This is a genomic window from Streptomyces sp. NPDC034111, from assembly GCF_055575375.1.
This window is the reverse complement of record NZ_JBVIST010000003.1, coordinates 232,205-255,699: the sequence shown is the minus strand read 5'-3', so window position 1 is coordinate 255,699 and position 23,495 is coordinate 232,205. Positions and strand designations below refer to the sequence as shown.

At 70.7% G+C, this 23,495-nt stretch carries 17 protein-coding genes; 3 read left to right on the top strand and 14 right to left on the bottom strand.

What is annotated here, in order from left to right:
* Nucleotides 1-53: 53 nt before the first annotated feature.
* The 13 genes from ACZ55A_RS10545 to ACZ55A_RS10485 all read right to left on the bottom strand — a co-directional run bounded on the left by ACZ55A_RS10545 (nt 54) and on the right by ACZ55A_RS10485 (nt 17,970).
* Nucleotides 54-578 carry a phage baseplate assembly protein V gene (locus tag ACZ55A_RS10545; protein ID WP_468837173.1) on the bottom strand — a complete coding sequence of 175 codons (525 nt, stop codon included), beginning with the start codon at nt 576-578 and terminating at the stop codon, nt 54-56.
* A 29-nt stretch (nt 579-607) separates the two neighbouring features.
* Nucleotides 608-1,750 (bottom strand): hypothetical protein, encoded by a 1,143-nt coding sequence (locus ACZ55A_RS10540; protein ID WP_468837170.1) that lies wholly within the window; start codon nt 1,748-1,750, stop codon nt 608-610.
* Nucleotides 1,743-2,123: a LysM peptidoglycan-binding domain-containing protein gene (locus tag ACZ55A_RS10535; RefSeq protein ID WP_468837168.1), complete on the bottom strand. Its 381-nt coding sequence runs from the start codon at nt 2,121-2,123 to the stop codon at nt 1,743-1,745. Before ACZ55A_RS10535 ends, ACZ55A_RS10540 begins: the two co-directional genes overlap by 8 nt.
* 3 nt (nt 2,124-2,126) lie before the next feature.
* The gene (locus ACZ55A_RS10530) at nt 2,127-2,795 is read right to left on the bottom strand and encodes a hypothetical protein (RefSeq protein ID WP_468837165.1); all 669 of its coding nucleotides are present in this window, start codon (nt 2,793-2,795) and stop codon (nt 2,127-2,129) included.
* The gene (locus tag ACZ55A_RS10525; protein ID WP_468837163.1) at nt 2,792-3,370 is read right to left on the bottom strand and encodes a hypothetical protein; all 579 of its coding nucleotides are present in this window, start codon (nt 3,368-3,370) and stop codon (nt 2,792-2,794) included. The genes ACZ55A_RS10530 and ACZ55A_RS10525 overlap by 4 nt, the downstream gene beginning before the upstream one ends.
* A 127-nt stretch (nt 3,371-3,497) precedes the next feature.
* Nucleotides 3,498-10,193, bottom strand: a complete 6,696-nt coding sequence (locus ACZ55A_RS10520; protein ID WP_468837160.1) for an eCIS core domain-containing protein — start codon at nt 10,191-10,193, stop codon at nt 3,498-3,500.
* Nucleotides 10,190-10,516, bottom strand: a complete 327-nt coding sequence (locus tag ACZ55A_RS10515; protein ID WP_468837157.1) for a hypothetical protein — start codon at nt 10,514-10,516, stop codon at nt 10,190-10,192. The genes ACZ55A_RS10520 and ACZ55A_RS10515 overlap by 4 nt, the downstream gene beginning before the upstream one ends.
* Entirely contained in the window at nt 10,507-12,654 is a 2,148-nt protein-coding gene (locus ACZ55A_RS10510) for an ATP-binding protein (protein WP_468837155.1), read from the bottom strand. Before ACZ55A_RS10510 ends, ACZ55A_RS10515 begins: the two co-directional genes overlap by 10 nt.
* Before the next feature lie 5 nt (nt 12,655-12,659).
* Nucleotides 12,660-13,649, bottom strand: coding sequence for a Pvc16 family protein (locus ACZ55A_RS10505; RefSeq protein ID WP_468837152.1), 990 nt, complete (start codon nt 13,647-13,649; stop codon nt 12,660-12,662).
* 90 nt (nt 13,650-13,739) lie between these two features.
* On the bottom strand, nt 13,740-14,507 hold the full coding sequence (locus ACZ55A_RS10500) for a hypothetical protein (protein ID WP_468837150.1): 768 nt from the start codon (nt 14,505-14,507) through the stop codon (nt 13,740-13,742).
* Nucleotides 14,500-15,267, bottom strand: a complete 768-nt coding sequence (locus ACZ55A_RS10495; RefSeq protein ID WP_468837147.1) for a T4 family baseplate hub assembly chaperone — start codon at nt 15,265-15,267, stop codon at nt 14,500-14,502. Before ACZ55A_RS10495 ends, ACZ55A_RS10500 begins: the two co-directional genes overlap by 8 nt.
* Nucleotides 15,268-15,557: 290 nt before the next feature.
* The gene (locus tag ACZ55A_RS10490) at nt 15,558-16,082 is read right to left on the bottom strand and encodes a phage tail protein (RefSeq protein WP_384425300.1); all 525 of its coding nucleotides are present in this window, start codon (nt 16,080-16,082) and stop codon (nt 15,558-15,560) included.
* Between the two features lie 40 nt (nt 16,083-16,122).
* Nucleotides 16,123-17,970, bottom strand: a complete 1,848-nt coding sequence (locus tag ACZ55A_RS10485) for a phage tail sheath family protein (protein WP_468837144.1) — start codon at nt 17,968-17,970, stop codon at nt 16,123-16,125.
* Nucleotides 17,971-18,711: 741 nt separating this feature from the next.
* On the opposite strand from ACZ55A_RS10485, the gene sucC reads away from it, so the two are divergent.
* Nucleotides 18,712-19,890, top strand: coding sequence for an ADP-forming succinate--CoA ligase subunit beta (gene sucC, locus ACZ55A_RS10480; RefSeq protein ID WP_468837141.1), 1,179 nt, complete (start codon nt 18,712-18,714; stop codon nt 19,888-19,890).
* Nucleotides 19,891-19,913: 23 nt separating this feature from the next.
* On the top strand, nt 19,914-20,798 hold the full coding sequence (sucD, locus tag ACZ55A_RS10475) for a succinate--CoA ligase subunit alpha (RefSeq protein WP_468837139.1): 885 nt from the start codon (nt 19,914-19,916) through the stop codon (nt 20,796-20,798).
* A gap of 81 nt (nt 20,799-20,879) precedes the next feature.
* Here the strand turns inward: sucD and ACZ55A_RS10470 are convergent, their stop codons facing one another.
* On the bottom strand, nt 20,880-21,701 hold the full coding sequence (locus tag ACZ55A_RS10470; protein ID WP_468837137.1) for an RNA polymerase sigma factor: 822 nt from the start codon (nt 21,699-21,701) through the stop codon (nt 20,880-20,882).
* A gap of 126 nt (nt 21,702-21,827) precedes the next feature.
* Here ACZ55A_RS10470 and ACZ55A_RS10465 point away from each other — a divergent pair, with 126 nt between their 5' ends.
* The gene (locus ACZ55A_RS10465) at nt 21,828-23,465 is read left to right on the top strand and encodes a cell division protein PerM (protein WP_468837922.1); all 1,638 of its coding nucleotides are present in this window, start codon (nt 21,828-21,830) and stop codon (nt 23,463-23,465) included.
* The last annotated feature ends 30 nt before the right edge of the window (nt 23,466-23,495 follow it).

The following is a 23,495-nucleotide window of genomic DNA, read 5'->3' as shown; positions in this document are numbered from 1 at the left end:
TCCACCATGAAGGACATTCCCACTCGCCATCTGACCTGCCTCCCCCGTTCCCGTCAGCGTTTCCTGGGTACCGTCAACCGGCCGTCATTGACATCGACGCGATCTCCCACCAAAGAAATCGACACCCCATGGCCGTTGCTGATATGGACACCGGAGGCATCGATCCGCACATGGGCCCCGCCCGGCGCCTCCAGCAAAATCCCCTCGGTGGGCACGTCCGACATCACGATCTTGTGCTTCCCGGGCGTCTGCACCACCACCGGATGCGATATCGCCGGATCCCGCTGCGCATCCTCCGGCAATTCCTCCCGCCGCCCGTACCAACACCCCGTCCACACCGGGAAACTGGGATCGCCCTGCTCGAACTCCACCCACACCCCGGCCCCCACGGACGGCACCACCACCTGGCCCGCCCGCTCTCCCGTGAACGGAAAGCACGGCAAGGCCCAGGTGGAGACCTCGTCCCCGAGCACATCAGGAACCTGCACCCTGAGCCGCCCGATTCCCATCGGATCGTCATTCGCCGCCACCCGGCCCCGGAATTTCCCGAGAAAGCGGTTGTTCGATGCGCCGCCCATTCCTCTGTCTCCTGGTCTGACGAGTGGTGTTACGGACGTACGGTGCCGCTCCGCGCAATGAGTCCCTCACGCGACAGCGTGAAGTTCTGCTGGTAAGAACCGGGCCGGAGATTGGTCGTCACACTCTTCACGTAGTAATCGCCGTCATAGGTCACGCCCGCGCCCCGCACCCCCACCAACTCCCGGGCCCGCAGCACATATCCATGCCGGTTGACGTCCAACTGCCCCGACCCGGAAATCGCATCGGCGGAAGTGGCGGCCCGGCCCAGGGCCTCCGCCTTCGCCAGCGCCTCATCCATCTTCGCCGTGCCGGCCAGGGTCTTCCGCTTGAGCGCCGGCGACGCCCGCAACCCCAACGGCGGCCGCAGCGGACTGATATCCGGCTGCGCCAGCAAAGGCGCCCGCCGCGTCACCGGATCCTGCACCCGCGCCTGCGGCTCTTCTCTCGCCGTCCCGTCGTACGCGAACGTCAACTGATCCACGGTCGAGTTCACGTCCATATTCACATTCAACGCGTGCTGCCGCTGCCCCAGCCGCTGCTCGGGCCCCCAGAAGGCGGTCGACCGCCCGGGAACGGGACCCGGATCGAGGTAGAACGTGTATCCATTGGCCCTGGCCAGCTCATTCACATACTGGAGATCCGTCCCCACCTGATAATCCACCCGGACCTGCTCCCGGGGCGGCTGCGGCACCTGCTCCCGGATGATCCGCGCATCGATCCCGTAATCCGCGTACTTCCCCAGAATCCGCTCCACCCGCTGCGACGGCGCGAGGTTGGGATACCGGTCCGCCCGCTCCTCCAGATCCATCAGCAGCGTCAGGTCTTCCCCGGTGACGGTCAGCGTCGTCTGCCCCGGCTGATTACTGGCCCCCACCTCCTGCCGGACGATCAAACCGTCCAGCAGCACGAACGGCGTGCCCTTGATCGAGACCGCGACAATGACCCGGGTCTTGGGATCAAAGAACCCTTCGGGCAGCAACCGCTGGGTGAGGGCGCCCTTCTTCGTCAGGTCGAACGCAATCTGAAACCCCGACCGCTCACCCGCCGTACTCGTCACCTGCGCCGACAGCAGCGCCTCCATCACCTCGGCCGGCACCGGCCGGGCCAACTTCGGCCCCATAAACATCGACACATGAATGGGCCCCTGGCCAACGGGCTGATCCTCACCCATTACGGACCCCCGGCCCGCCCACCCCACCCGGGAACCCACCCGGCAGCGGCACGGCTATCCGCTCCCCCGGCTCATCCGTCAACTCCCGTGGATCCAGCACCGGATTGGCATCCGCGATCCGCCACCACTGCCCCGGATCCCCGAAGTACCGCTGCCCGAGCTGATCCGGCCGCTCACCCGCACCGACCGTGTGCGGCACGCTCTCCTCCGCCGCCTCGTCCAGCGGCGGCAGCAACCTCCGCTTGGCGTACCTCACCTCGGTCCCGTCCTCGGCCCGGTACACCCCGATCTCCGCATCGTGATACCGACTGCTCCGCGGATACGGATGCGCCCCCGGCACCTCGTCCAACGCCCGCTCATACGGCTCGATCACGCCTCAGATCCCCCTCCCGAACCCCAGTTGCGCAAAACTCCCGCCCCGCGCCGCCCGCGCCAACTGCTCCTTCTGCGCCAGATGCGCGAGGTAGAGCTCCGCCCCCCGATGCCCCGCCGGCAGATCACTCACCGTCAGCACCTTCAATCCGATACTGAGCGAGGCCCGGATCGGATTGAGGTAGACATCGAACGCCGACTCATTGACCGACAACTCGGTCAGCCGCACGGGCATGACGCGCTTGCTGCCCCAGGTGAAGAGCGTCAGCGGCGTCTCGATCGGACTGATCTCGATGGTGCCCTTCTTGGCGTGGTGCGAGGCGGCACGGAGCTGCGCCGTGGTGGGCTGCACCAGCATCTCCAGCACGGCCAGTTGGGGGTGGATCCCGTCGGGCGCGGCCACATCCAGCTGATCGGTGGCGTCGATCTCCGCGGTGAACTTCCAGCTCTCCTGCGCCGGCCCTTTCAGCCGCAGCGCCTCATTCCGGTCCCCGCCTCCGCTCCCGCCCCCGCCACTGTCGCCTTCCCCTCCGGCGGCTTGCGGCTGAACCGACCGTTCCAGAGTGTCGGGGTTGAACTGGAGCACGATGATGCGCTGGGGGGTGCCGCGCTCGGGATCCACGACGACGAGGCCGGAGCGGATGGGCTTGGGGATGTCGGCGTAGCGGGTCACCGGCGGGCCTCCAGACGCTCGTTCAGCGGGCCGAAGTCCTCGGCCGGGAAGATCTCGGCGAAAGTACGGAACGAGGTGAGGAGGTTCTTGGCGATGCTCCGGAACCTTCCCTCCGACAGGTCCACTGCGGCGAAGAGGTACTGCCAGCCGAAAGCACCCCGGGTGAGCAGCACCTGCTCCAAGTAGCCGGCGTAGTCGAGGTCAAGCTGCTTCAGGAGGCCCTTCTTCCTGTCGTACAGCCACACCTCAGGCAAGGAGGTGCCACGGGGGATACGCAGTCCTGCGACCCGCCCCGATCCCCCGAACGGCGCTTGGTCGATGACGCGCAGCTCGGCCAGGGTCCGCTGTTCGTCCTCGGGCAGTCCGGCATCCTCCAGCGGCCGGTGTTCCTTGGTCAGGCATCGATGAAGGTTGGCCAGACAGAGTTCGCCAACGATCACCGGCCCCGACGTCCGCTGCCAGCTCGCGTGAATCTCCGCGGCAGTGAAGAAGTACGGCTGTAGACCGGCGTCGAGATTCACCCCTGTGCGCGCGAAGATGTCGGCGAAGGCGGACCGGCTGTCCGTGAACTCCACGGGAACATCGCAGGGCCGCCGTTCCACTTCCATGTCGTCCGCCGTCTCCAGTGCCGCAATGACACCGGAGCAACGGGTTGCGAAATCCATTGGATCGGTCACTGTCGAACTCTCTTCCCGGTGCAGCTCACTCGAAGGTGGCCCAGTTGATTTCGCCCTTGTCTTCCATGTCCTGCAGCTTCTTGATCACGAATTTTATCTTCAGCCTGGTGGCGGCCTGCATTCTCGTCTTGCTCTTCAGGTAATCCTCGATGTCCTGGACCTTGTGGTACTTCGGGCGAACGATATCCACATCCTGCCCGTTGACCTTCTCCTTCCCGCCGCCGGTGCTCGGGTTCTTCCCCGCGATGTAGCGAGCCAGGGTCAGATTTTCCTCGCCGATGCGCGCGGATATGGAGTCCTCTCCCGCCTTGTTGATGAACAACTGCTGGTGTTCATTCTTGGCCGGCAGCGGGATGTTGTTCTGGGAGTAGGTCTTCTTCGCCGGTTCGGGCAGCCATGAGCTACGCAGCCGACCGGGCTTGCTTCCGACCTTCCGGTAGCCCCCGTAGCTGGAGGTGATGGATTTCGGAAACCCCTGCGGGTAGCCGTCTTTTCCGGGGGCCGGTCCCTGATCCGTGACGGGCTCCGGGTGGAAGGTCACATGCGACGAGTACCAAATGAGCTTTTCCGGGCTGGGTATGTCGTCGTATGCCTTGCGTTCAACCCCCGCGGCGAAGGGCGTGTTCGTCTGCGGTCCGCGGGCCGGCACGAGGTTGTTGCCGGAAGCCATTCCGCCGATGGCCTCCGGGAGCAGATGCATCCGCACCCATGCGCTGTCACCGGAGAGTCCGGTGTCCTTCACGTGCCTCCACCCCATGGGCTGAGGATCTTTCCCACCCTTGGCGAGGTCCGCGTCCTGGCCGGTGTCCTTCACATGCTTGCTCAGGAACTTGGCGGTGATCCTACTCGCTTTCACATCACCGAAGCGTGGCAGCTCCGGGTCCGGGAGGTCATCTTTCTCCACGTTCCCGAGGACGATTTCGTCATTCACGCGTTCACCCGTGATGACGGGGTAGGGGCCCGGGTTCAGCGATGCAGTGACATCCACTTCTGGATCCCCCGTGGCCCGGACGCTCGACAGCCGATACCACGCGCGGAGCTGGAACAGCATGGCCCGGAACCGAGGCTCCCACATCCCCTTCTCAAGACGCTCCTTGAGCCGCGGCCGCATACGCGCGATGGCCTTCCTGAGCCGGACCTCCTTGCTTTCCTTCTCCTTCTTCTTGTCGTCCCTTTCCGGCTTCCTCGGCCTGGTGCGGTTCTTCTTGTCGTCGCGCATGTTGTTGCGCTTGTTCTTGAACTTGTTCCAGAGCTTCTTGGCGCCGTTCCTGATCGCCTTGCCGACCTTGCTCTTGCGGAGCTTCCTGCCTAGGGACTTACCTGCATTCTTGACCTTCTTGAGGGCGGACTTGACGGTCCTCTTGATCTTCTTCAGGGCGCGCCCCAGCGGCGATTTCGGTTTCTGCTGCTTGGCGCGTTTGGGGGCCTCGACCTCTTTCTTCTTCGGCGCCTTGTCGGGCGCCCGGTCCTTCTTTCCGCTGGGCCCGTCCTTGTCGGGAGCCTTGTCCTTCTTGGTGTCGGGGCCGCCCTTGTCCGGCTGCTTGGCCGGACCGTCCTGATCCGGCTTCTTCGCCGGGCCGCCCTGGTTGTGCTCCTTGCCTGGGCCCGTCCTGTCCTTGGCGTGCCTCGCCTCCGCCTCGTCCTCCCGCTTCTTCTTCAGCGGGTCCGGCGTCTTGCTCGACGGACGCCCGTCGGGGTGTGTCTTCGGCTGATGCCTGGGGTGGCCGCCGCCCGGCGTGCGATCCGTTGAAGCACCAGGGCGGGACGGCACCCGGGGCCCCTTCGGCTTGGCCGGGCGGGCCGGCTTGCGGAGGGCTTGGGCGGCCTTGCGGGCGGCGGCCTTGGCGGAGTTGACGGCCTTGCCCGCTGCCTTGCGGGCGCCCTTGCCGGTCTTCTTCAGGCCGGCGGTGATTTTCTGGGCGATGCCCTTGAGGCGCTTTCCGACGCCCTTGGTGGCCGAGGACAGGCGGATCATGAGGAAGTTGCTGATGAAGTCCAGCAACGCCACCACGCCCGCGGCCACCGCCTCGGCGAAGAGGCAGGCGGCCGGGCCAGCCTTGACCGCCTTGAGGTAGGCGAAGAACTTGCTGAAGGCCGAGAGGATGGAGCTGATGCTCTGCCAGGCGGCCATCAGGCCCTGGACGATGGTGAGGATCGCGCCCGCCGCGGGGACGATCATCGAGACGACCTTTTCGATGACCAGCGAGGCGATCATCATCGGAAGGGACGCGATGATCGCGTCCCAGGCCATCTTGCCGATCTGCTTCAAGGACATACAGCCCTTGATGAGGACGTTGATGACAGCCTTGCCAAGGCCCAGAATTCCCTCCACCTTGGCGTCGAACCACTGCTTGACGGCCGTCTTGATCGCGCCCCAGAGGTGTTCCTGGATACCGGTCTTGGCGGCGCTGCCGGCCTTCTTCAGCCAGCCGCCCGGGTCCGGGGCGATGTCGGCGACCAGGGCCGCGAACTTTCCGAGCGCCTCGATCGCGGCCTCGGCGAACTTGATCGCGGCGGTGATCACGGCCTGGTAGGCCTTGATGACGGCCTTGATGCCCGCTTCGAGGACGGTGAGGAGGGCGTTGAGGCCCGCCGCCAGGGCGTCGAGGAGGGTGTTGACGGCCTTCTTCAGGCCGTCGGCCAGCTTGTTGACCGTGGCGATGGCCGCGTCGCGCAGGCCCTCGATGGCCTTGCGGAACTTGTCGCGGAGTTCGGGGAAGGCGGCGAGGAGTACGTCGCCGATGGCGATCAGGGCGTCGGCGACGGCGCTGATGGCCTTGACGGCGAAGTCGCGGACGGCATCGATCGCCTTGTTGGCGAACTCCTTGAACTTGTCGATGACGCTGTTGATGGCTTTGCGGGCGGCATCGAAGACGGCCGTGACCGCGTCCAGGAGGCCCTTGAAGAAGTCGCCCACCGCGTCGAGAAGCTTGCCGAAGAGGCCGCCGGACTCGCCCTTCTTCTCTTCCTTCTTCTTCTTGGCGTCCTTCTCGGCCTGCTCCGCCTTGGTGTCGATGTCCTTGTTGTCGTTGTTCTTGCGGTCCTCGACTTCCTTGTCCTTGCCGTCCCGCTCCTTGGTGATCTTCTGGTTGCCGTCCTTGTGCTCCTTCTCGGTGTCCTTGTCGGCCTGCTCGATCTTCTTGTCCTGCTCGTCGCGCCAGTTCTGACGCTCCTTGCCGGCCTGTTCGGCGGCCCGGCCGCGCTCCGCCGTCTGCTGCTCGGCGTTGCGCGCGACCTCGTTGTCGATCTCCTGCTGCTTTCCCTGCTTTTCCCTCTGCTCGCCCTGCTGGTGTTCCTTCTCCTCGGCGGCCATGTCGGTCTGCGACTGCGCCGCACCGCTCTTGAGTTCGCCGCCGCGCTCCTGCTTGGCGACGATGCCGACATGCTGCTCCGGCCTGCCCCCGGCCGACTGCCGGCCACCCCCGCCGCCCGCACGCCCGGACGCCTTGCCCGTCAGCTGCTCCTTCGGAGCGTCGGGGAAGATCTTGTCCTCACCCATCGGCTTGGACGCGTCCGCCCGGCCGGTGTCCTGGATCTTGCCCTGCTTCTCCTTGAGCTTCTCCGCCTGCTTGTCCGTACGCTGCGGATCGCTCTCGCCCTCCAGCTTGATCTTGGGGGCAGGGCCGACGGTCTTGTTGCGGAGTTCGGGGTCGGTCGTCGGCACCTTGTCCGCCGCGGCCTCGACGCTCTTCGCGTCGCCCTCCGTCAGCTTGCCGTCCTTGCTGGGCGGGAGCTCCGGCGTCTTGACGTTGTCGGTGGGCTTGGCGCCCTGGGCCTTTTCACTGCCCTTGGCCCGCTGCTTCTCGCCCTGGTCCTCCGGCCCGACCCGCTCCAGCTTTCCGCTGACCGCCGTCTCCGGCGCCTCGGCCTCCGGAGGCGAGGACTGCGTCTGCGGCGCCCCCGAAGGCCGTTCCCGCTTGGGCGGATTGGCCTCCAGACGCTTCTGCTCCTGGTTGATCTTCTTGTCCGCCGCCCCGTCCACGCCGGGCATGGCGGCCTGCGCCTGGTCGGGCGAGAGCTTGCTGACGGTGCCGAGCGCGGCCTTCGGGTCCTGCCCCGAGACGTCCGGCGGCTCTTCCTTCTTCTCCTCGGGCGCCTTCTCACCGCCACCTCCGCCGCAAGCGCCGCCCTTCTCCTCCTTCTCGGCGGCGGGCTCCGGTGGTGCACAGCCGCCGCCGTCCTTCTCCAGCGAGGCGTCGGGCTGCGCCTTGGCGCCCTCGGGCGCGGGCGCGCCCATCTTCCCGGGGTTCTCGGTCTGTTCGGCCGCCGGGCCGACGGCGGCCTGCGCAGGGGAGGGCGCACCACCCGGGCCCGCCGCGGACTTGGGAGCGGCGGCGGGGTCGGTGTCACCGACCGCGCCACTGGGCGCCGCCCCCGGCCCGGCCTCCTTGGGGACCGTGCTCTTCGGCGCCGGTGCCTCGCGCTCACCCCGCACGGGCCCCACGGCACGCCGTACGGCAGGCGAGGGGTGCCGGTCCTGGACAGGCGTCTTCTCCGTGTGCGCACCGGCGGGCGGCGCGAGCGGAACGGCCGCGGGACCAGGCCCGGGACCAGCAGCGGCCCCCGGCGCGGCGCCGGCCGGCTTCTCCGCGGCAGCACCCTCCGGCCGGCCCTTGGCCGCCTTCTTCTCCTCGTGCTCGTCCTGGTCCTTCTTCTCCTGCTGCTCGTCCTGGGCTTCCTTGGCGTCCGGCGCCTCGTCACCGTCGCCCGACTTCTCGTCCCGCTCCGCGTCCTTGTCGGCGGCGTCCTGCTTGGCGGCCTTGGCCCCGTCCTCGTCCTGGTCCTGCTGCTGCTCGGGGTCCTTCTTCTCCTCAGCCTCCTGCTCCCCTTCCGGCTTCTCCTCGGCCGAAGGGTCAGGACCGACCTCCTGCTCCACCGGCTTCTCCGGCTGGAGGTCCTTCTCGCTGCGATCGGGAGCCTCGGACGCGGGACCGTGCTCGGGCTGTGGCGCTTCACCCTCTACCGGGCCCCGCTCCTCACCCGGCGCCTTGGCCTCGGCCTCCGGCGCCTCCTCGTCCTCTTCCTCGTCGGCGTCGTTCTCCCGCTCCTTCTGGATCTTCTCCGCCTTGGTGGGCGGGGGAGCGGGGAAGGACGGCATGCTCGCCGCGGCGTTCGCCGCCGTCGGTACGGCGGACAGGTCGGGGTCACCATCCGGCAGGTAGTCCTCGGGCTTCAGCTCCGGCCCGCCGTTGCCCCCGCCGCCGCCCCGCTTGCCCTCCTCGCCGCCATGGACCTCCTTGTCCGCGCCGGCCTCCAGCCCGAGGGGCCGTTCCTCCTCGCGCGGCTCGCCCTCGTCCTCGTCCTTCTCGTGCAGACCGTGCTCGGACAGCGCGCTGTCGCGCTGTTCGGCCCGTTCGTCGACCTTCTCCGGGCGGACCGGCCCCTGCTGCTCCCTCCTCTTCTTTTCGAGTTCTTCCTGCTTGGCGCCGTCCGCGGGCTTCTTCTGGTCGTCCTTGCGCTTGCGCTTGTCCGCGCCCGGCCGGTTGGCCTGCTCCGGGTCCTGCTCCTCACGCTCACGCTGCTCCTTGCGCTCCTCCTTGGTGCGCTCGGCGCCCTCCTGCCCCGCCCCGGCCTTCTCCGCGTCGGCCTGGTCGGCCTTCTCGCGTTCCTCGCCCTGCTTCTCCTCTTCCTGCTGCTGTTCCTTCTTGGAGTCGGCGAGCTCCTCGGCCCGCTCGTCCTCCTTCGCCTTGCGCTCGCCGGCTTCCTTCTCCTCCGCCGAGGCGTCCTGCTGCGCCCGGGTCCGTTCCTTCTCGCGCTCGCCGTCGCGGCCCGTGGCGTCCTTCTTCTCCTCGGCGGCGTCCTCGTCCCGCGCTTCCCGCGACTTCTTCCCGCCGTCGGCCCGCTCGGCCGCCCCCACACGCTCGTCCAGAACCAGGTCGATCGCGTCCGGGACCGGCTCCGGCGCGTTCGAGGGCCCAAGACCGAGCGGCCCGAGCTCTGCCTCGTCCGTCAGATCCAGCAGCCGCTCGTACTCCGGCGACAGCAGCCGCACCTCCAGCCGGTCCAGCACCGAGGCCCGCAACTCCGGCCCCATACGGGCGAGTTGCAGGCGTACGCGGCCCGACACATCGGCCGGGTCACCCCGCAGCGAACGCAGCACCCCGTTCGCCAGCCGGTCCACAAGCGTCGCCGGGTCGATCTGCTCCAGCCGCGCACGGTCCGCGTCCACCGTCGCGTACCGCAGCCAGCCGGGGCTGGCCCGGCCCTCCCCGACCTCCGCCGCCGGCTCCTCCGGGCGTACGGAATCCCGCAGCGCCCCCAGCACCGACGCCCGCGCCGCCGACTCCGCCTCCCGCTCGACCGACTCCTGCGGCAGGCTCACCGACCCCAGGTCGCGGCCCGCCCGCAGCGCGCCCGGGCCGTGCGGGTTCTGCACGGTGTGCAGCAGCTCATGAGCCAGCAGCCGCTGCCCGTCCGCCGTGCCCGGCCGGTACGTGCCCTCGCGGAAGAAGATGTCCTGACCGACGGCGAAAGCGTCCGCGCCCATCAGCTCCGCCAGCTGCCCGGAATCCCGGTCGGTGTGCAGCCGGACCTGACTGAAGTCGTGGCCGAGCCGTTCTTCGAGTTCACGGCGGACGCTGAGATCGAGAGGCTGGCCCGCGCCGCTGACGATGTCCTTGGGCTCCGGGGCGCGGGACCTGGCGGACCGCTCCTTGCGCCTGCGGCGCCTGTCCTCGGCGGCCGACCGGGCGTCCTGCGTCGAGGACCGTGCCGTACTCATCGAGCCTCCCCCCGTCCCGCGAGTCCCGCATGTACGGCACGGGCCAGTGCCTCGCCCAGCCGTACGGGGTGACTGGTGGAGGGGAGAGGCGGGAGACCGGCCAGCCCGTCCAGCACCACGTCCGCCGTACCGTCCGCCGCCAGCGGTACCCCGCGCTCCCGTACGAGCCGGGTCAACTCGCTCCGGAACGCGGCCGATACACGCTCCGGATCGAGCCGGGCGTCGAAGCCGTCCAGGACCAGTTCACCGATGTCGATACGGAAGCCCGTGGGAGGCGAGGGCGCGGCCCCGGCCGGCTGTCCGTTGCTCTCGCTCAGACCCATCCTTGGACCTCCGACGGCGTCAGAGAACGTTCCAGCTTCAGATACTCGGTGCGGGCCGCCGCCAGCATGTGGCGCATCTGGAGGCGGTCGCCCTCCTCGGCGGCCAGGAACGCGCCGGAGAGGGCGATATTGCGGATCGAGCCGCCGGCGACGGTGAGTTGGGCGAGCAGCGCCGGCTCGATGTTCTTCATCGGCGCCTGCGAGGGCAGCACCCGGCGCCAGATCTCCGCGCGCTCCTTCTCACCCGGGAAGGGGAAGTCGACGACGAACCGGATCCGGCGCATGAAGGCGGAGTCCAGCGCCTTCTTCATGTTGGTGGTGAGGACGGCCAGGCCGCGATACGCCTCCATCCGCATCAGCAGATAGCTGACCTCCAGATTCGCGTAGCGGTCATGGCTGTCCTTGACCTCGCTGCGCTTGCCGAACAGCGCGTCCGCCTCGTCGAAGAGGAGCAGCGCACCGCCCCGCTCCGCCGCGTCGAAGACCCTGCTCAGGTTCTTCTCGGTCTCTCCGATGTACTTGCTGACCACCTGCGAGAGATCGATGATGAACAGATCCAGGCCCAGTTCCTTGGCCATGACCTCGGCCGCGAGGGTCTTGCCGGTGCCCGAGCCGCCCGCGAAGAGGGCCGTGACGCCGAGACCGCTGCGCAGCGCCTTCGCGAACCCCCAGTCCTGGTAGACGGTGCCGCGCTGACGTACGTGCGCGACGATCTCCTGGAGAATGCGTAACTGCCGGTCGGCGAGGACCAGGTCGTCCCAGCCGGCCCGCGGCTCGATGCGGCGCCCCAGCTCGTCCAGGCCCATCCGGGCCTCGGCGAGACCGGCCTGCCAGGCCAGCTCCGCGGGACCGGACACGCCCGGGTGCGGCAGATCACGGCGCACGGACGCGGCGGCCGACCGCACCACATGCGGCGGCAGCCGGAACTGCGCGACAAGAGACTGAAGATGACGCACCGTCACCTCCGGCACGTCGGCGAACGCCTCCCTCCACAGACCCAGCTGCTCCTCGTCCGAGAGCCTGGGCACGGTCACGCGTGCCCCGCGAGGATGCCCCGTCTGCCGCGGGTCCGGGCTGGAGACCACCAGAGGGACGGGCGCACCGACGATGAACGCATCGGCGGCGGCATGCTGGTCGCGGTCCATCTCGCCCACCTCGACCAGGAGCGCGGCGGGCAGGAGGATCGCCTCGCGCTGCCAGAGGCGGGCCAGGCGGTCGCGTTCGGCGGGGTCGGCCGGGATGTCGTCGGCGGCCATGGAGTACAGGCCGAGGCCCGAACGGCGGGCCGCGGCGGCCGCGATGTCGGCCCGGGTGCGGAGGTCGGCGCCGACCAGTTCCACACGGAGCGGCGAGTCCGGGCCGGAGCCCGCCCAGCCCGCGGCGACCCGCTCGGCGGCCGCCTCGTACGAGGGCGGCAAGGACGCGGGCGGGAGCGTGCGGCGCAGCAGACCGTGCAGCTTGGCGTCCAGGTACGGAGCGCCGACCAGGAAATGCAGGATGCGCTCGTCGAGACGGAGGCGACTGGTGGTCAGCCGGGTCTCGTCGTCCAGCTCGACCAGCCGCCAGCGGCGCAACGGGGCGACGGGAGTGAGCGCGCTCCAGTGGGGATCGGCGAGCGCGGCCAGGGCGAGAGCGAAGGTGGGGTGGCTATGGCCGGGGTCCGCACTCGCGGCGGCGCAGCGGGCACCGGTCGTCGGATCCAGCTCCGCCGCGGCGGCCAGGAGCACGATCTCCTGCTCGAAGGCGCTCAGACCGAAACAGTCGGTCAGCGCGTCGAGGGCGGGGAGGGGCGGACGCGGGGCGGTGGGGGAGAGGGGAACGCCCGGCTCGGGGGCGGGCGGTGCACTGGGGGAAAGCCCGCCGGCGGAGCTGCCGGAGCTGCCGGAGCTGCTGGGCCCGTTGGGCCCGCTGGAGCCGCTGGGCCCGCCGGACCTGCCGGATCCGCTGGGCCCGCTGGATCCGCCCGGCCCGCCGGACCCGCCTGCCCGTGCCGCGTGGGCGTCCAGGCGCGCCAGTACGGACCGTACGGCAGCCGCCAGCGCGGTGCCGTCCGGTGCACCGCTTCCCCCGCCGGCCGCCACCCGCGACCCGCTCCCGCCGCTGCCGTCCACGCCCTCGGCTCCCCCCGCTCCGCGCACTCCGCTCAGCGCTCCTTGCCGTCGTCGCGCGCGGTGGCCCCGCCGTCGGCTGCCTTCCGCGTGCGGGCGGTACGGGGAGTACGGGAGGTACCAGCGGGGCGCGAACGGGCCGCCGGACCCGCCGACGAGGCCCCCGAGACATTACCTGACGCCTCGTCACCCACCCCTGCACCAGCCGCCTTTTCCGCCCCCGACCGCTTCTTCACCCCGGCCCCCTTGGACGCCTTGCCAGGCCTCTCCAGCGCCTCCCCGGCCCCCGGATCCTCCCCGGTCCCCGGGTCCGCCCCGGTCCCCGGACTCTCCCCGGCCCCCGGGCCCTCCGATGCCCCAGGGGGCTCCAGCACCCCCGGAGCCTCCGATCCCCCAGGAGGTTCCGGCGCCCCAGGAGCCCCGAACGGCAACACCCTCACCTCCGGCCGCTGCACCGGCTTCGCCGGCGTCGGCTTCTGGTGGCCGTCGAGGAGGACCAGCGACGCCTGGTACACCACCGAGAGCGTGTACGGCGTGTTGTGGAGCATCCCCCAGAGCTTGGAGGTCTCATCGACGTCCATCTGGGTCGGCGTGAAGCGGACCTTCTGGAGGGACTCGGCGAGATCGCTGCCCTCCAGGTACGGACGCTGCGCCGCCTCCTCGATCAACTCCTTGGGCAGCACCGGGATTTCGTGCAGGGTGCGGACCACGCTGCCGATCAGCCGCTGCCCGACCAGCTCGGTCTCCTCGCCGTACGCGCTGATCAGGAAGTGCAGGTCGATCGCGGCGGCGGGCCGCTTCAGCAGCGTTCCGTCGGAGGCGCGGGTGACCAGGTCGTTGTTGCGCATCGACGGGTTGTGGCTGACCTGGTAGAGGAAGACCGTGATCGTCGGGTCCGTCGGCGGATCGGACGGCGGCTTACGGGTCTCCACCGACACGGCCAGGTCGATCTCGGGGTGCAGATTGTGCTCGATCAGCAGCGCAAGGGCCTGGGTGACCGTCGCGACGGCAAGTGCGTTGCTCATGAAGTCCGTCCCCCCGCTGTCGTTCCGCGTAGCGCCACCGGTGCCGTCCGAGGTTCCACCGTCACCTGGTCCTCTCCCCACGAGCCCACGTCACCTGGTCCTCTCCCCACGAGCCAAGTAGTCCGCGAGGCTCAGCGACGGTGCCGGCCGCTCCGTACGCGCCGGCCGCCCGGCCGCCGCGGGCCGTTCCGTACCCGCCGCGCTGACCTCCAGACGGCCTATCTGTACGTGCACCACGCGCTCGGCGCCGCGCCGGCCGCGCCGCCCGGGGGCCGCTGCCCGCGCGGCGTTCCGGGCGGGCAGCGGCGCCCCGTCGGGACGCGGGCGCAGCGCCGGGGACGGGGTGACGGGGCCGGTGGCCACCGGCGCGGCCGGGGGCGCGGAGCCCCGCGTGACCGCGGCGGGACCGCCGTCCTCCGCCCGTGCCCGCCGCGGTGGTTGCCCGTCGGGTGCGCCCTGCCGCGGTCCCGGATCGGCCGTCGTCGCGGGCCGCAGCAACGGAGCCCCGGGCCGCACCAACGGCCCGAGCGGCCCCGCGGGGTCCTGCCGCGGGCCCTCGCCCCGCAGGACCGTCGTGCGTTGTTCGCGTTCGGTGGTCCTGATCTCCCGCTCGTACCGGATCCGCTCCCCGTCGAACGGCGAGGTCCGCGCCGCCTGCGGGGACAACGGCGCCGGCTCGTCCGGCTCCTCGGCGGCGCCGCGCAGCGCCTCGACCCGCTCGAACGGGCCGGGCAGCCGCGGCCGCACGAGCGTGCGCCGGATCCCGCCCGCGCGGCCTGCGGACGCCGCTGCGAACGGGTCCGTGGGCCCCGGCGGCGCATACCGCGCCAGCAACCGGCCGAAGTAGTCGTCAGGCATCTGCGCACAGCTCCAGGTAGTAACGGCGCCGCAGCGGGCTCAGCGCCAGGATCTGGGGCTCGCTCCAGCCGTAGGCCGAGGCGAGCAGATGGACGTCCAGCAGCACATCGCGCGCCCAGGCGTCCAGTTCGGTCCACAGGTACGCGGCGATGTCCAGCTCCGCCGGGGTGGCCGCGCCGCACTCCGGGCAGGTGATGTGCAACGCCAACTCGGCTGCCGGATCGGCCTCTTCGGCCGCCTCGGCGAACCGCTTCAGCACCGGCTCGGGCAGCCGCTCCAGCTCCTCGCCCACCACCTCGTGACCGTCCCGTACGGCCGTCAGGACGCAGCGGGCGCCCAGGAGCCGCCGGGCGTCCTCCGCCGCAACGGCCGCCTGCGCCGCGGTGGAGGCGACCGCCGCGAGGTCCGCGGGGCCGGGCAGCCGGAACCGCACCACCCACCCGCCCGCTTCCACGCGCAGCCCGTCCTCGGACACCCGCGGCCGGGCGGCGCCCAGCTCGGCCGCGTCCAGCTCGAACTCCATCGCCGCGCCGCAGTCCGCCTCGGCGCAGTCGAGCGTGACCTGCATCCGCTCGCCGAACAGCGCCCGGCGCAGCGCGAAGAGGTCGGCCGTGCGCTCCCCGAGCGGCACCGACAGCAGGGCGTCGGTGCCGGCTGCGGGGCGGGCCGCACGGTGCAGCAGCAGGGCCCGGCCGGTGCCCTGTTGGGCCAGCCCGGCCTCCCAGGTGGCCAGCAGTTCAGCAGGCCCGGTGACCGCCATTCCTCACCTCGTCCCGCCGTTCTCTGCCTTGGGCTCGTGGAGTGACGAACAAGTCCAGGCCTGCTCCTCGTGCCAGGCCTGCGACTCGTGCCAGGCCTGTTCCTCGTGCCTGTGGCTCGTGCCTGCTCCTCGTGCCAGGCCTGTTCCTTGTGCCTGTTCCTCTCCTTGTGCCTGTTCCTCCCTGCTCCTCGTGGCGCCTCCTCATACTCCGGCAACGATTACGGAGAGTGATTGGTTCCTGGATTCGTCACTCTCTGTGATGTTGCGTTGGGTGGGGGAGGCCGGCGGCCTCAGGCCGGATGTGTGAACGACGGCTCCTCCGGCTCCGGCACCTCGTAGTCCCGCTCCCAGCCCTCGCACTCCAGCTTCAGGCTCTGGATGGCGACGGCGTTGGCGTTGGCGTCCAGCTCGCCCAGGACCTGGTACTCGCTCGGCCAGGAGCGGTAGATCTTGTGCGAGACGGCGACCTGGCCGGCCTCGTTGAGGACCTGGATGACGATGTCCTTGCGGAAGTCGGCCAGCGAGACCTCGGAGCCCAGGCCCGCGCCGACCTGCCAGACCTTGTTGGCCCAGCGGTCGAACTCCGGGTCGTGGGTGACCCCGCGCTCCAGGGTGATGCCCTCGAACTCGGAGCGGCCCGGGGACTTGCGGGGGGAACTGGGGTCGCCGCCGTGGCGGTGCTTGACGACCTCCGTGGTGCGCTTCAGCGGACTGATCTTGCTGACTCCGGCGACCGTACGACCGTCCCACAGGACCAGGAACTTGAAGTTCTTGTACGGGTCGAAGCGATGGGCGTTGATCTGGAACTCAGCCATCGGTTCCGTCACCTCTCCTTTCCTGCACGTCCGTAGGGGCTCAGAGGGCGAACTGGCCGGCCATCTGCTGGATCTTGACGATCACGAACTCCGCCGGCTTGACGGGCGCGATGCCCACCACGACATTCACCACCCCGTGCGCGATGTCCGCTTCCGTGGTGGTGTCCTTGTCGCACTTGACGAAGTACGCCTGGCGCGGGGTGCTGCCCTTGAAGGCGCCCTTCTCGAAGAGGGAGTGCAGGTAGGCGGAGGCGTTGAGGCGGATCTGCTGCCACAGCTGCTCGTTGTTCGGCTCGAAGACGACCCACTGGAGGCCGCGCAGCAGGCTCTCCTCGACGTGCAGCGCCAGCCGCCGCACCGGCACGTACTTCCACTCGCTGTCCAGCGCGTCTGCGCCCTGGAGCGTGCGGGCGCCCCACACCAGCGGGCCGACCATCGGGAAGGTGCGCAGGCAGTTGATGCCGAGGGGGTTGAGGAGGCCGTTCTCCCGGTCCGTCAGCTTGACGGTGAGGGAGTGCACCCCGGCCAGCCGCGCCTCGGTTCCCGCCGGCGCCTTCCACACCCCGCGTTCGCCGTCCGTACGGGCGATCACCCCGGCCACCGCACCGCACGGCGGGAAGGAGCGCAGCCGCCCGGAGAGCGGGTCGGTGAGCTGGAGGTGCGGGAAGTACAGGGCGGAGTGGTTGCCGCGGACGGGCTCGAAGGCGGCGATGCCGGCCCGGGCCGCGTCCACGCTGCCCCAGGCGGTGGGCGCGTCGACGAGGAGGAAGATCCGGCGCTCCCGGCACAGCCGCTCGGCCGCCGAGATGACCGTGGTCATGTCGTCGGTGTTCTCGTACGAGGCCAGCTCGGGCAGTGCCAGGAGGTTGACGTCGTGGACCTCGCGCAGGGCCTGGAGGCCGCTCTTGCCGGCCTCGCTGCCGATCAGGTCGCGCGGGCCCGGCGGTTCGCCGTCCTCGCCGCCGCACAGCGGGAAGACGGGCGGGTTGACGGAGGCTTCCAGGCCGAGGTCGTTGGCGCACTCTCCCAGGAAGCGGACCACGTCGTCGGGGTCGGTGGAGCCGGCCACGACCTGGAGGCGGCGGCCGAAGGCGGTGACCTCGGCGCCGGCGAAGGCGTGCTTGCCCGGGGCGTCGGGCAGGGCGCGCAGCTTGTGCTCCAGGAGGAGGGCGAGCTCGGCGACGGTGCAGGGCTGCTCGCCGTCGCAGTCCGGGTCGTAGAGGGTGAACTCGCGTTCGACGTCGCCGATCTTGACGGTCAGGTCGACGTGCAGGTCGGGGAGTTCGTGGTGGAAGGCCTTGGAGACGGTGCCGGAGGGGTCCGGGCGGTCCTCGCCGAGGACCTTGACGCGGATCAGGGCGGAGCCGGCGTTGATCACCGTTTCGGCGTAGCGGCCGTGGCCGGAATCCATGGACAGGCCGGTGAAGGACTCCCGGGCGGTGCCGTGGGCGTCGAGGACGTGGAGGTTGAAGGTCTGGTCGGGGCACGGGGTGTCGTGGTCCACCGCCACCCGGAGGCCGTTGCCCCACGCCCCCGGCTCCTTGGCGTGCACCTCCAGTACCGGGCACCGGCTGTGGCCTTCGGTGGACTCCAGTGTGGTGTGGGCGGCCTTGCCGGTGCCGGCCTTGGCGACCCGTACGATCACGGCGACGGTGCCGCCGTTGCCGAAGAACTGGTGGACGGCGTAGGCGACCGGGCTCTGTGCGGTCAGACCGCCGAAGCGGCGCTCGAAGTCGGCGAAGCTGGTGATCCGTACCGGCTGGTTGAGCGGGCCGCGCCGGGTGTGGCCGACGAATGCGGTCACGGATGTGGTGACGGTGGTGATGCTGCGGATGCTGCTGGGAAGCTCTTCGACATAAACGCCGGGATAGGTCGTATGTGTCGGCATTCCCCCTCCAATCCCTTCAGGCACCGGCTGTGAGGACACCAAGAAATCGAGAAAGGGGGAGGAGCGGCGGGTGCGGAAGGGCCCACGGCCGCGGCCGCCTCTGCCGGCGGTCGTGCATCCCCCCGTTACCCATCAAGTTCCCCCGTCTGCACCCGCAGCGGGGCGATCTGCCGACCGGCCTGCACGGGACCAAGCACGAAGCTTGTGACTCCTGATGCGCATGTATCTGAAAGTTCTCAACGCAGTGTGTTCTGCGGGCAGTTGACGGGTCAAGAGACCTTTCCGGACACCCCCTGCGGAGGTGTTGTGCGGGCGCTGCGAACGTTCTTCCCAAACGGATTCCCTTCTCGGCGGAAGCGGAATCACCCGGGAAGGGGCGCGCGGGGGCGTACCGGGAGGGGGGCTCGAACGGCGCGTGAAGCGGAGGTGCACGGCGCATGACACCGGAGCCGCCGACCGCTCCCTGCGGCGTGGAAAAGCAGCCGGCGCGCACGCGGATATCCACGGGGGGACACAGCGTGGCCAAAAGATCTGTGACCGTAATCACCGCCGGAGTGTGATCTGCGATTTAGGGCGGCAGGTCCCGCGGCGATAACCTGCGGGACGGACATGCCGCGTATCCGGTCACCGTGTACGCCTCCCCAGTGACAGCGCCGTCACGTTGCCCTTCGCGGCACGCCCATCGCAGACAACGAACCGCGATCACTACGGCGATTCTGAGAAGACAAGGGACGGACGCGCGTGGACCTGTTCGAGTACCAGGCGAGGGACCTCTTCGCCAAGCACGGTGTACCGGTGCTGGCCGGTGAAGTCATCGACACGCCTGAGGCGGCGCGCGAGGCGACCCAGCGGCTGGGCGGCAAGTCGGTCGTCAAGGCACAGGTGAAGGTCGGTGGCCGCGGCAAGGCCGGCGGCGTCAAGCTGGCCGCCACCCCGGACGAGGCCGTCGCCCGCGCGACGGACATCCTCGGCATGGACATCAAGGGCCACACGGTCCACAAGGTGATGATCGCCGAGACCGCTCCGGAGATCGCCGAGGAGTACTACGTCTCGTACCTCCTCGACCGCACCAACCGCACCTTCCTGGCCATGGCCTCCGTCGAGGGCGGCATGGACATCGAAGAGGTCGCGGCCACCAAGCCCGAGGCCCTGGCCAAGATTCCGGTGGACGCCAACGAGGGCGTCACCAAGGAGAAGGCCCAGGAGATCGTCGCCGCGGCGAAGTTCCCGGCCGAGGTCGCCGACCAGGTCGCCGACGTCCTGGTCACCCTGTGGGAGACCTTCATCGCCGAGGACGCGCTCCTCGTCGAGGTCAACCCGCTCGCCAAGGTCGCCAGCGGTGAGGTCATCGCCCTCGACGGCAAGGTCTCCCTCGACGAGAACGCCGAGTTCCGTCAGCCGGAGCACGCGGCCCTGGAGGACAAGGACGCAGCCAACCCGCTCGAGGCTGCGGCCAAGGCCAAGGGCCTGAACTACGTCAAGCTCGACGGTCAGGTCGGCATCATCGGCAACGGTGCGGGCCTCGTCATGAGCACCCTGGACGTCGTCGCCTACGCCGGCGAGAACCACGACAACGTCAAGCCCGCCAACTTCCTCGACATCGGTGGCGGCGCCTCCGCCGAGGTCATGGCGAACGGCCTGGAGATCATCCTCGGCGACCCGGACGTCAAGTCCGTGTTCGTCAACGTCTTCGGTGGTATCACCGCTTGTGACGAGGTCGCCAAGGGCATCGTCCAGGCCCTGGAGCTGCTCAAGTCCAAGGGCGAGGACGTCACCAAGCCGCTGGTCGTGCGTCTCGACGGCAACAACGCGGAGCTGGGTCGTCAGATCCTGTCGGACGCCAACCACCCGCTGGTCCAGCGCGTGGACACCATGGACGGCGCGGCCGACAAGGCCGCCGAGCTGGCTGCTGCTAAGTAAGAGGGACGAGGACACTAACCACCATGGCTATCTTCCTGACCAAGGAAAGCAAGGTCATCGTCCAGGGCATGACCGGTGCCACTGGCATGAAGCACACCAAGCTGATGCTCGGTGACGGCACCAACATCGTCGGCGGTGTCAACCCGCGCAAGGCCGGCACCTCCGTCGACTTCGACGGCACCTCGGTCCCGGTCTTCGGCTCCGTCAAGGAAGCGATGGAGAAGACGGGCGCCGACGTCTCCGTCCTCTTCGTGCCGCCGGCCTTCGCCAAGGCCGCCGTCGTCGAGGCGATCGACGCCGAGATCCCCCTGGCCGTCGTGATCACCGAGGGCATCGCGGTCCACGACTCCGCCGCCTTCTGGGCGTACGCGAAGTCCAAGGGCAACAAGACCCGGATCATCGGCCCGAACTGCCCCGGTCTGATCACCCCCGGCCAGTCCAACGCCGGCATCATCCCGGGCGACATCACCAAGCCCGGCCGCATCGGTCTGGTGTCGAAGTCCGGCACGCTGACCTACCAGATGATGTACGAGCTGCGTGACATCGGCTTCTCCTCGGCCGTCGGCATCGGTGGCGACCCGGTCATCGGCACCACGCACATCGACGCGCTCGCCGCGTTCGAGGCCGACCCGGAGACCGACCTGATCGTGATGATCGGCGAGATCGGCGGCGACGCCGAGGAGCGTGCGGCCGACTTCATCAAGGCCAACGTCACCAAGCCGGTCGTCGGCTACGTCGCGGGCTTCACCGCGCCCGAGGGCAAGACCATGGGCCACGCCGGCGCCATCGTCTCCGGCTCCTCCGGCACCGCCCAGGCGAAGAAGGAGGCCCTGGAGGCCGCCGGCGTCAAGGTCGGCAAGACCCCGTCGGAGACCGCGCGGCTGGCCCGCGAGATCCTCGTCGGCTGAGTGCCGCCCGGCGCCACGCATCCGGACGCGGGCCCGTACCCCCTGGTGGGTACGGGCCCGCGCCCGTTGTGGCACAGCGGTTCAACGGGCCTCGGGGGCGAGCCGGGCCGCCCGGGGCTGCACCGGGGCGACCGGCGCGGTCGCCCGGGGCCCGTTCCTCGGCGGGCTGCCGTGGTCCGGCGCGGCGACCGCCACCGACAGCGTGGCCAGGGCGAACAGGCCGGTCAGGGCGAACACCGCGCGCGTGGTGCGGCGGACGCTGCGCTCGCAGCCGGTCCGTACCTGCGGGCCGGCCGGCGGTGCCGCACCCGGCGCGGCCGGCACGGCGGCGAGCAGGGCCCGCAGGGGGTTGTCCCGCCCGGCCGGCGGCTGTCCGCCGGGCGCCGGCTCCGGCAGTTGCGCGGCGATCCGTTCGCGGGCGTGGGCGAGCCGGCCGGCCGCTGCCGTGGTGCTCGCCTCGGTCTCGACGGCGGTCCGGCGGAGACCGAGTCCGACGCCGTCGTGCAGCAGCAGCGTCCGCCGGTACGGGCCCGGCAGGCTCAGCACCGCCTCCAGCAGCGCACGGCCGGCGGCTCCTGCGGACTCCGGAAGGCGCTCCGGGGAGCGGGCGGGGCGCAGCCAGGGGACCAGAGGGTGCCACGGCGCGAGCGCGTAGTCGTATGTGGCCGCCCGCACCCGGCTCACCGGATCCGGGTCCGCCGCCACCTCCGGCCAGTGCTGCCACGCCAGACGGAACCCCCGCTCCACGGCTCGCCGGGCGAGCTCGGGACGCCCGGTGAGCAGATACGCCTGGCGGTACAGCGCGGCGGCGTGCCGGGAGTGGAGCGTGTCGAAGGCGGTGGTGGCCGGGGTGCGCGCGGGACGGTTCGGCTCGGGGGGCCGGGTCTGGTCGGGCTGGGTCATGGACAGCAGTGTGGAAACCGGCAGCGGCCCGCACCACGCGACACACACGGCGGCCACGACACGTCGATCATTTGCCCAGTACCTGGATGAAAAGGGTGTTGTTGGCAGCATGGCCGCGTGAGCCAGATGATCGACCGCGGCCCCACCTTCTCCTCGTACGGCCGGACCGCCGCCCGGCGCTCCTCCGCGATCGGCGCGGCCTTCCTCGGCGGGGTGACGGCCGCAGGCCTCGGCCTCGGCGCGCTGACGGTCGCCGTGCTGCTGCTCTGGGTCGCCTCCCCCTACCCCGACAGCGGGCCCTCGCGGGCCCTGCATCTCGCCGCCGACGTATGGCTGTTGGCGCACGGCGGCGATCTCGTACGCGCCGCCGGCCACTCCGGTGCCCCGGCGCCGGTCGCGGTGGCCCCGCTGCTGCTGCTCGTCCTCCCGGTCCGGCTGCTGCATCGCGCCGCCCGCCACACCCTGGCGACCGCGGCCGCGGCCGGCGCGGAGCCCGGCATGAGCCCGGACGGCGGGACCGGACCCGCCGGCGCGGCCGCACCCCGCACCCTGCTCGGTGCGCTGCTCACCGGCTATCTGCTGGTCGCCGCCGGTGCGTTGCTCTACACCTCGGCCGGGCGGCTGCACGCCGATCCGCTCAGCGCGCTGCTGTCCGTGCCGGGCACCGCCCTGGCCACCCTCGCCGCCACGGCCTGGCACATCCTGGGGCCCTCCGCCGCCGGCCTGCTGCCCTCCCGGCTCCGCCGCGCCGGAGCCACCGTCCCGGACCGACTCCGCACCCGCCTCCGCATCCGGCTCGGCGGCCCCCGCGGTGCCGCCGCGCTACGGGCCGCCGGCGTCGCGGTGGCCGCCCTGCTCGCCGCCGGTGCGCTGCTCACCCTGCTCGCGCTCGCTCTGCACGCCGGCCGGGTACGCGACGACCTCCTTCAGCTCGCGCCCGACTGGGCCGGCCGCGCCACGGTCCTGCTGCTGTGCCTCCTGCTGCTGCCGAACGCGGCCGTGTGGGGAGCCGCGTACGGCCTCGGCCCGGGTTTCACCGTTGGTGCGGGCAGCACGATCGGGCCGCTCGCCGCCTCGCCGTACCCCGCGCTGCCGCAACTGCCGCTGCTCGGCGGCCTCCCGGACCCGGGCCCGGGAAACCCCCTGACCTGGGCGGTCGCCGTGGTGCCGGTGCTCGCAGGGGTGCTGCTGGCCCGTCAGGTGGCGCGCCCCGCGGCGTCCTCCGGCTCCCCGGCCGGGCCCTGGTCATGGTGGACGACGGCCTGTGCGGCGGGTCTGGCGGCCGGCGTCTGCGGTGCGCTCATGGCGGCGCTCGCGGGCCTGGCCGGCGGCGCACTGGGCACCGGCGCCCTCTCCGCGTTCGGCCCGAGCTGGTGGTGGACGGGGCTCGCGGCCGCGGGCTGGACGGCCGTCACCGGCATTCCGGGCGCGGTCGCGTTGCGGGCCTGGTGGCTGCGGGCGGCGCGGCGGGAAGCGGCGACCACCCGGCCTCGTACGGACACCGGCCCGGGCGCCGAGGACCGGGCAACCCCCCTGGGCGCCAGGGGTCCGGCGACCGCTCGGGACGCCGAGGACGCGGCAACTGGCCAGGACGCCACAGACGTCACGGACGCCACAGATACAGCGGACGCCACGGACGCCACGGACGCCACGGACGCCATGGACACCACGGATCCCGCAGACCCCGCAGACACCGCGCCGGCGCCCGGCGAAGCCGGCGCGCCCAGCACGGACGCCGTAGCACCCGCCGAGCCGGCCGCCTGACGGCCTGACGGTCTAAGGGCCTGACCGCCT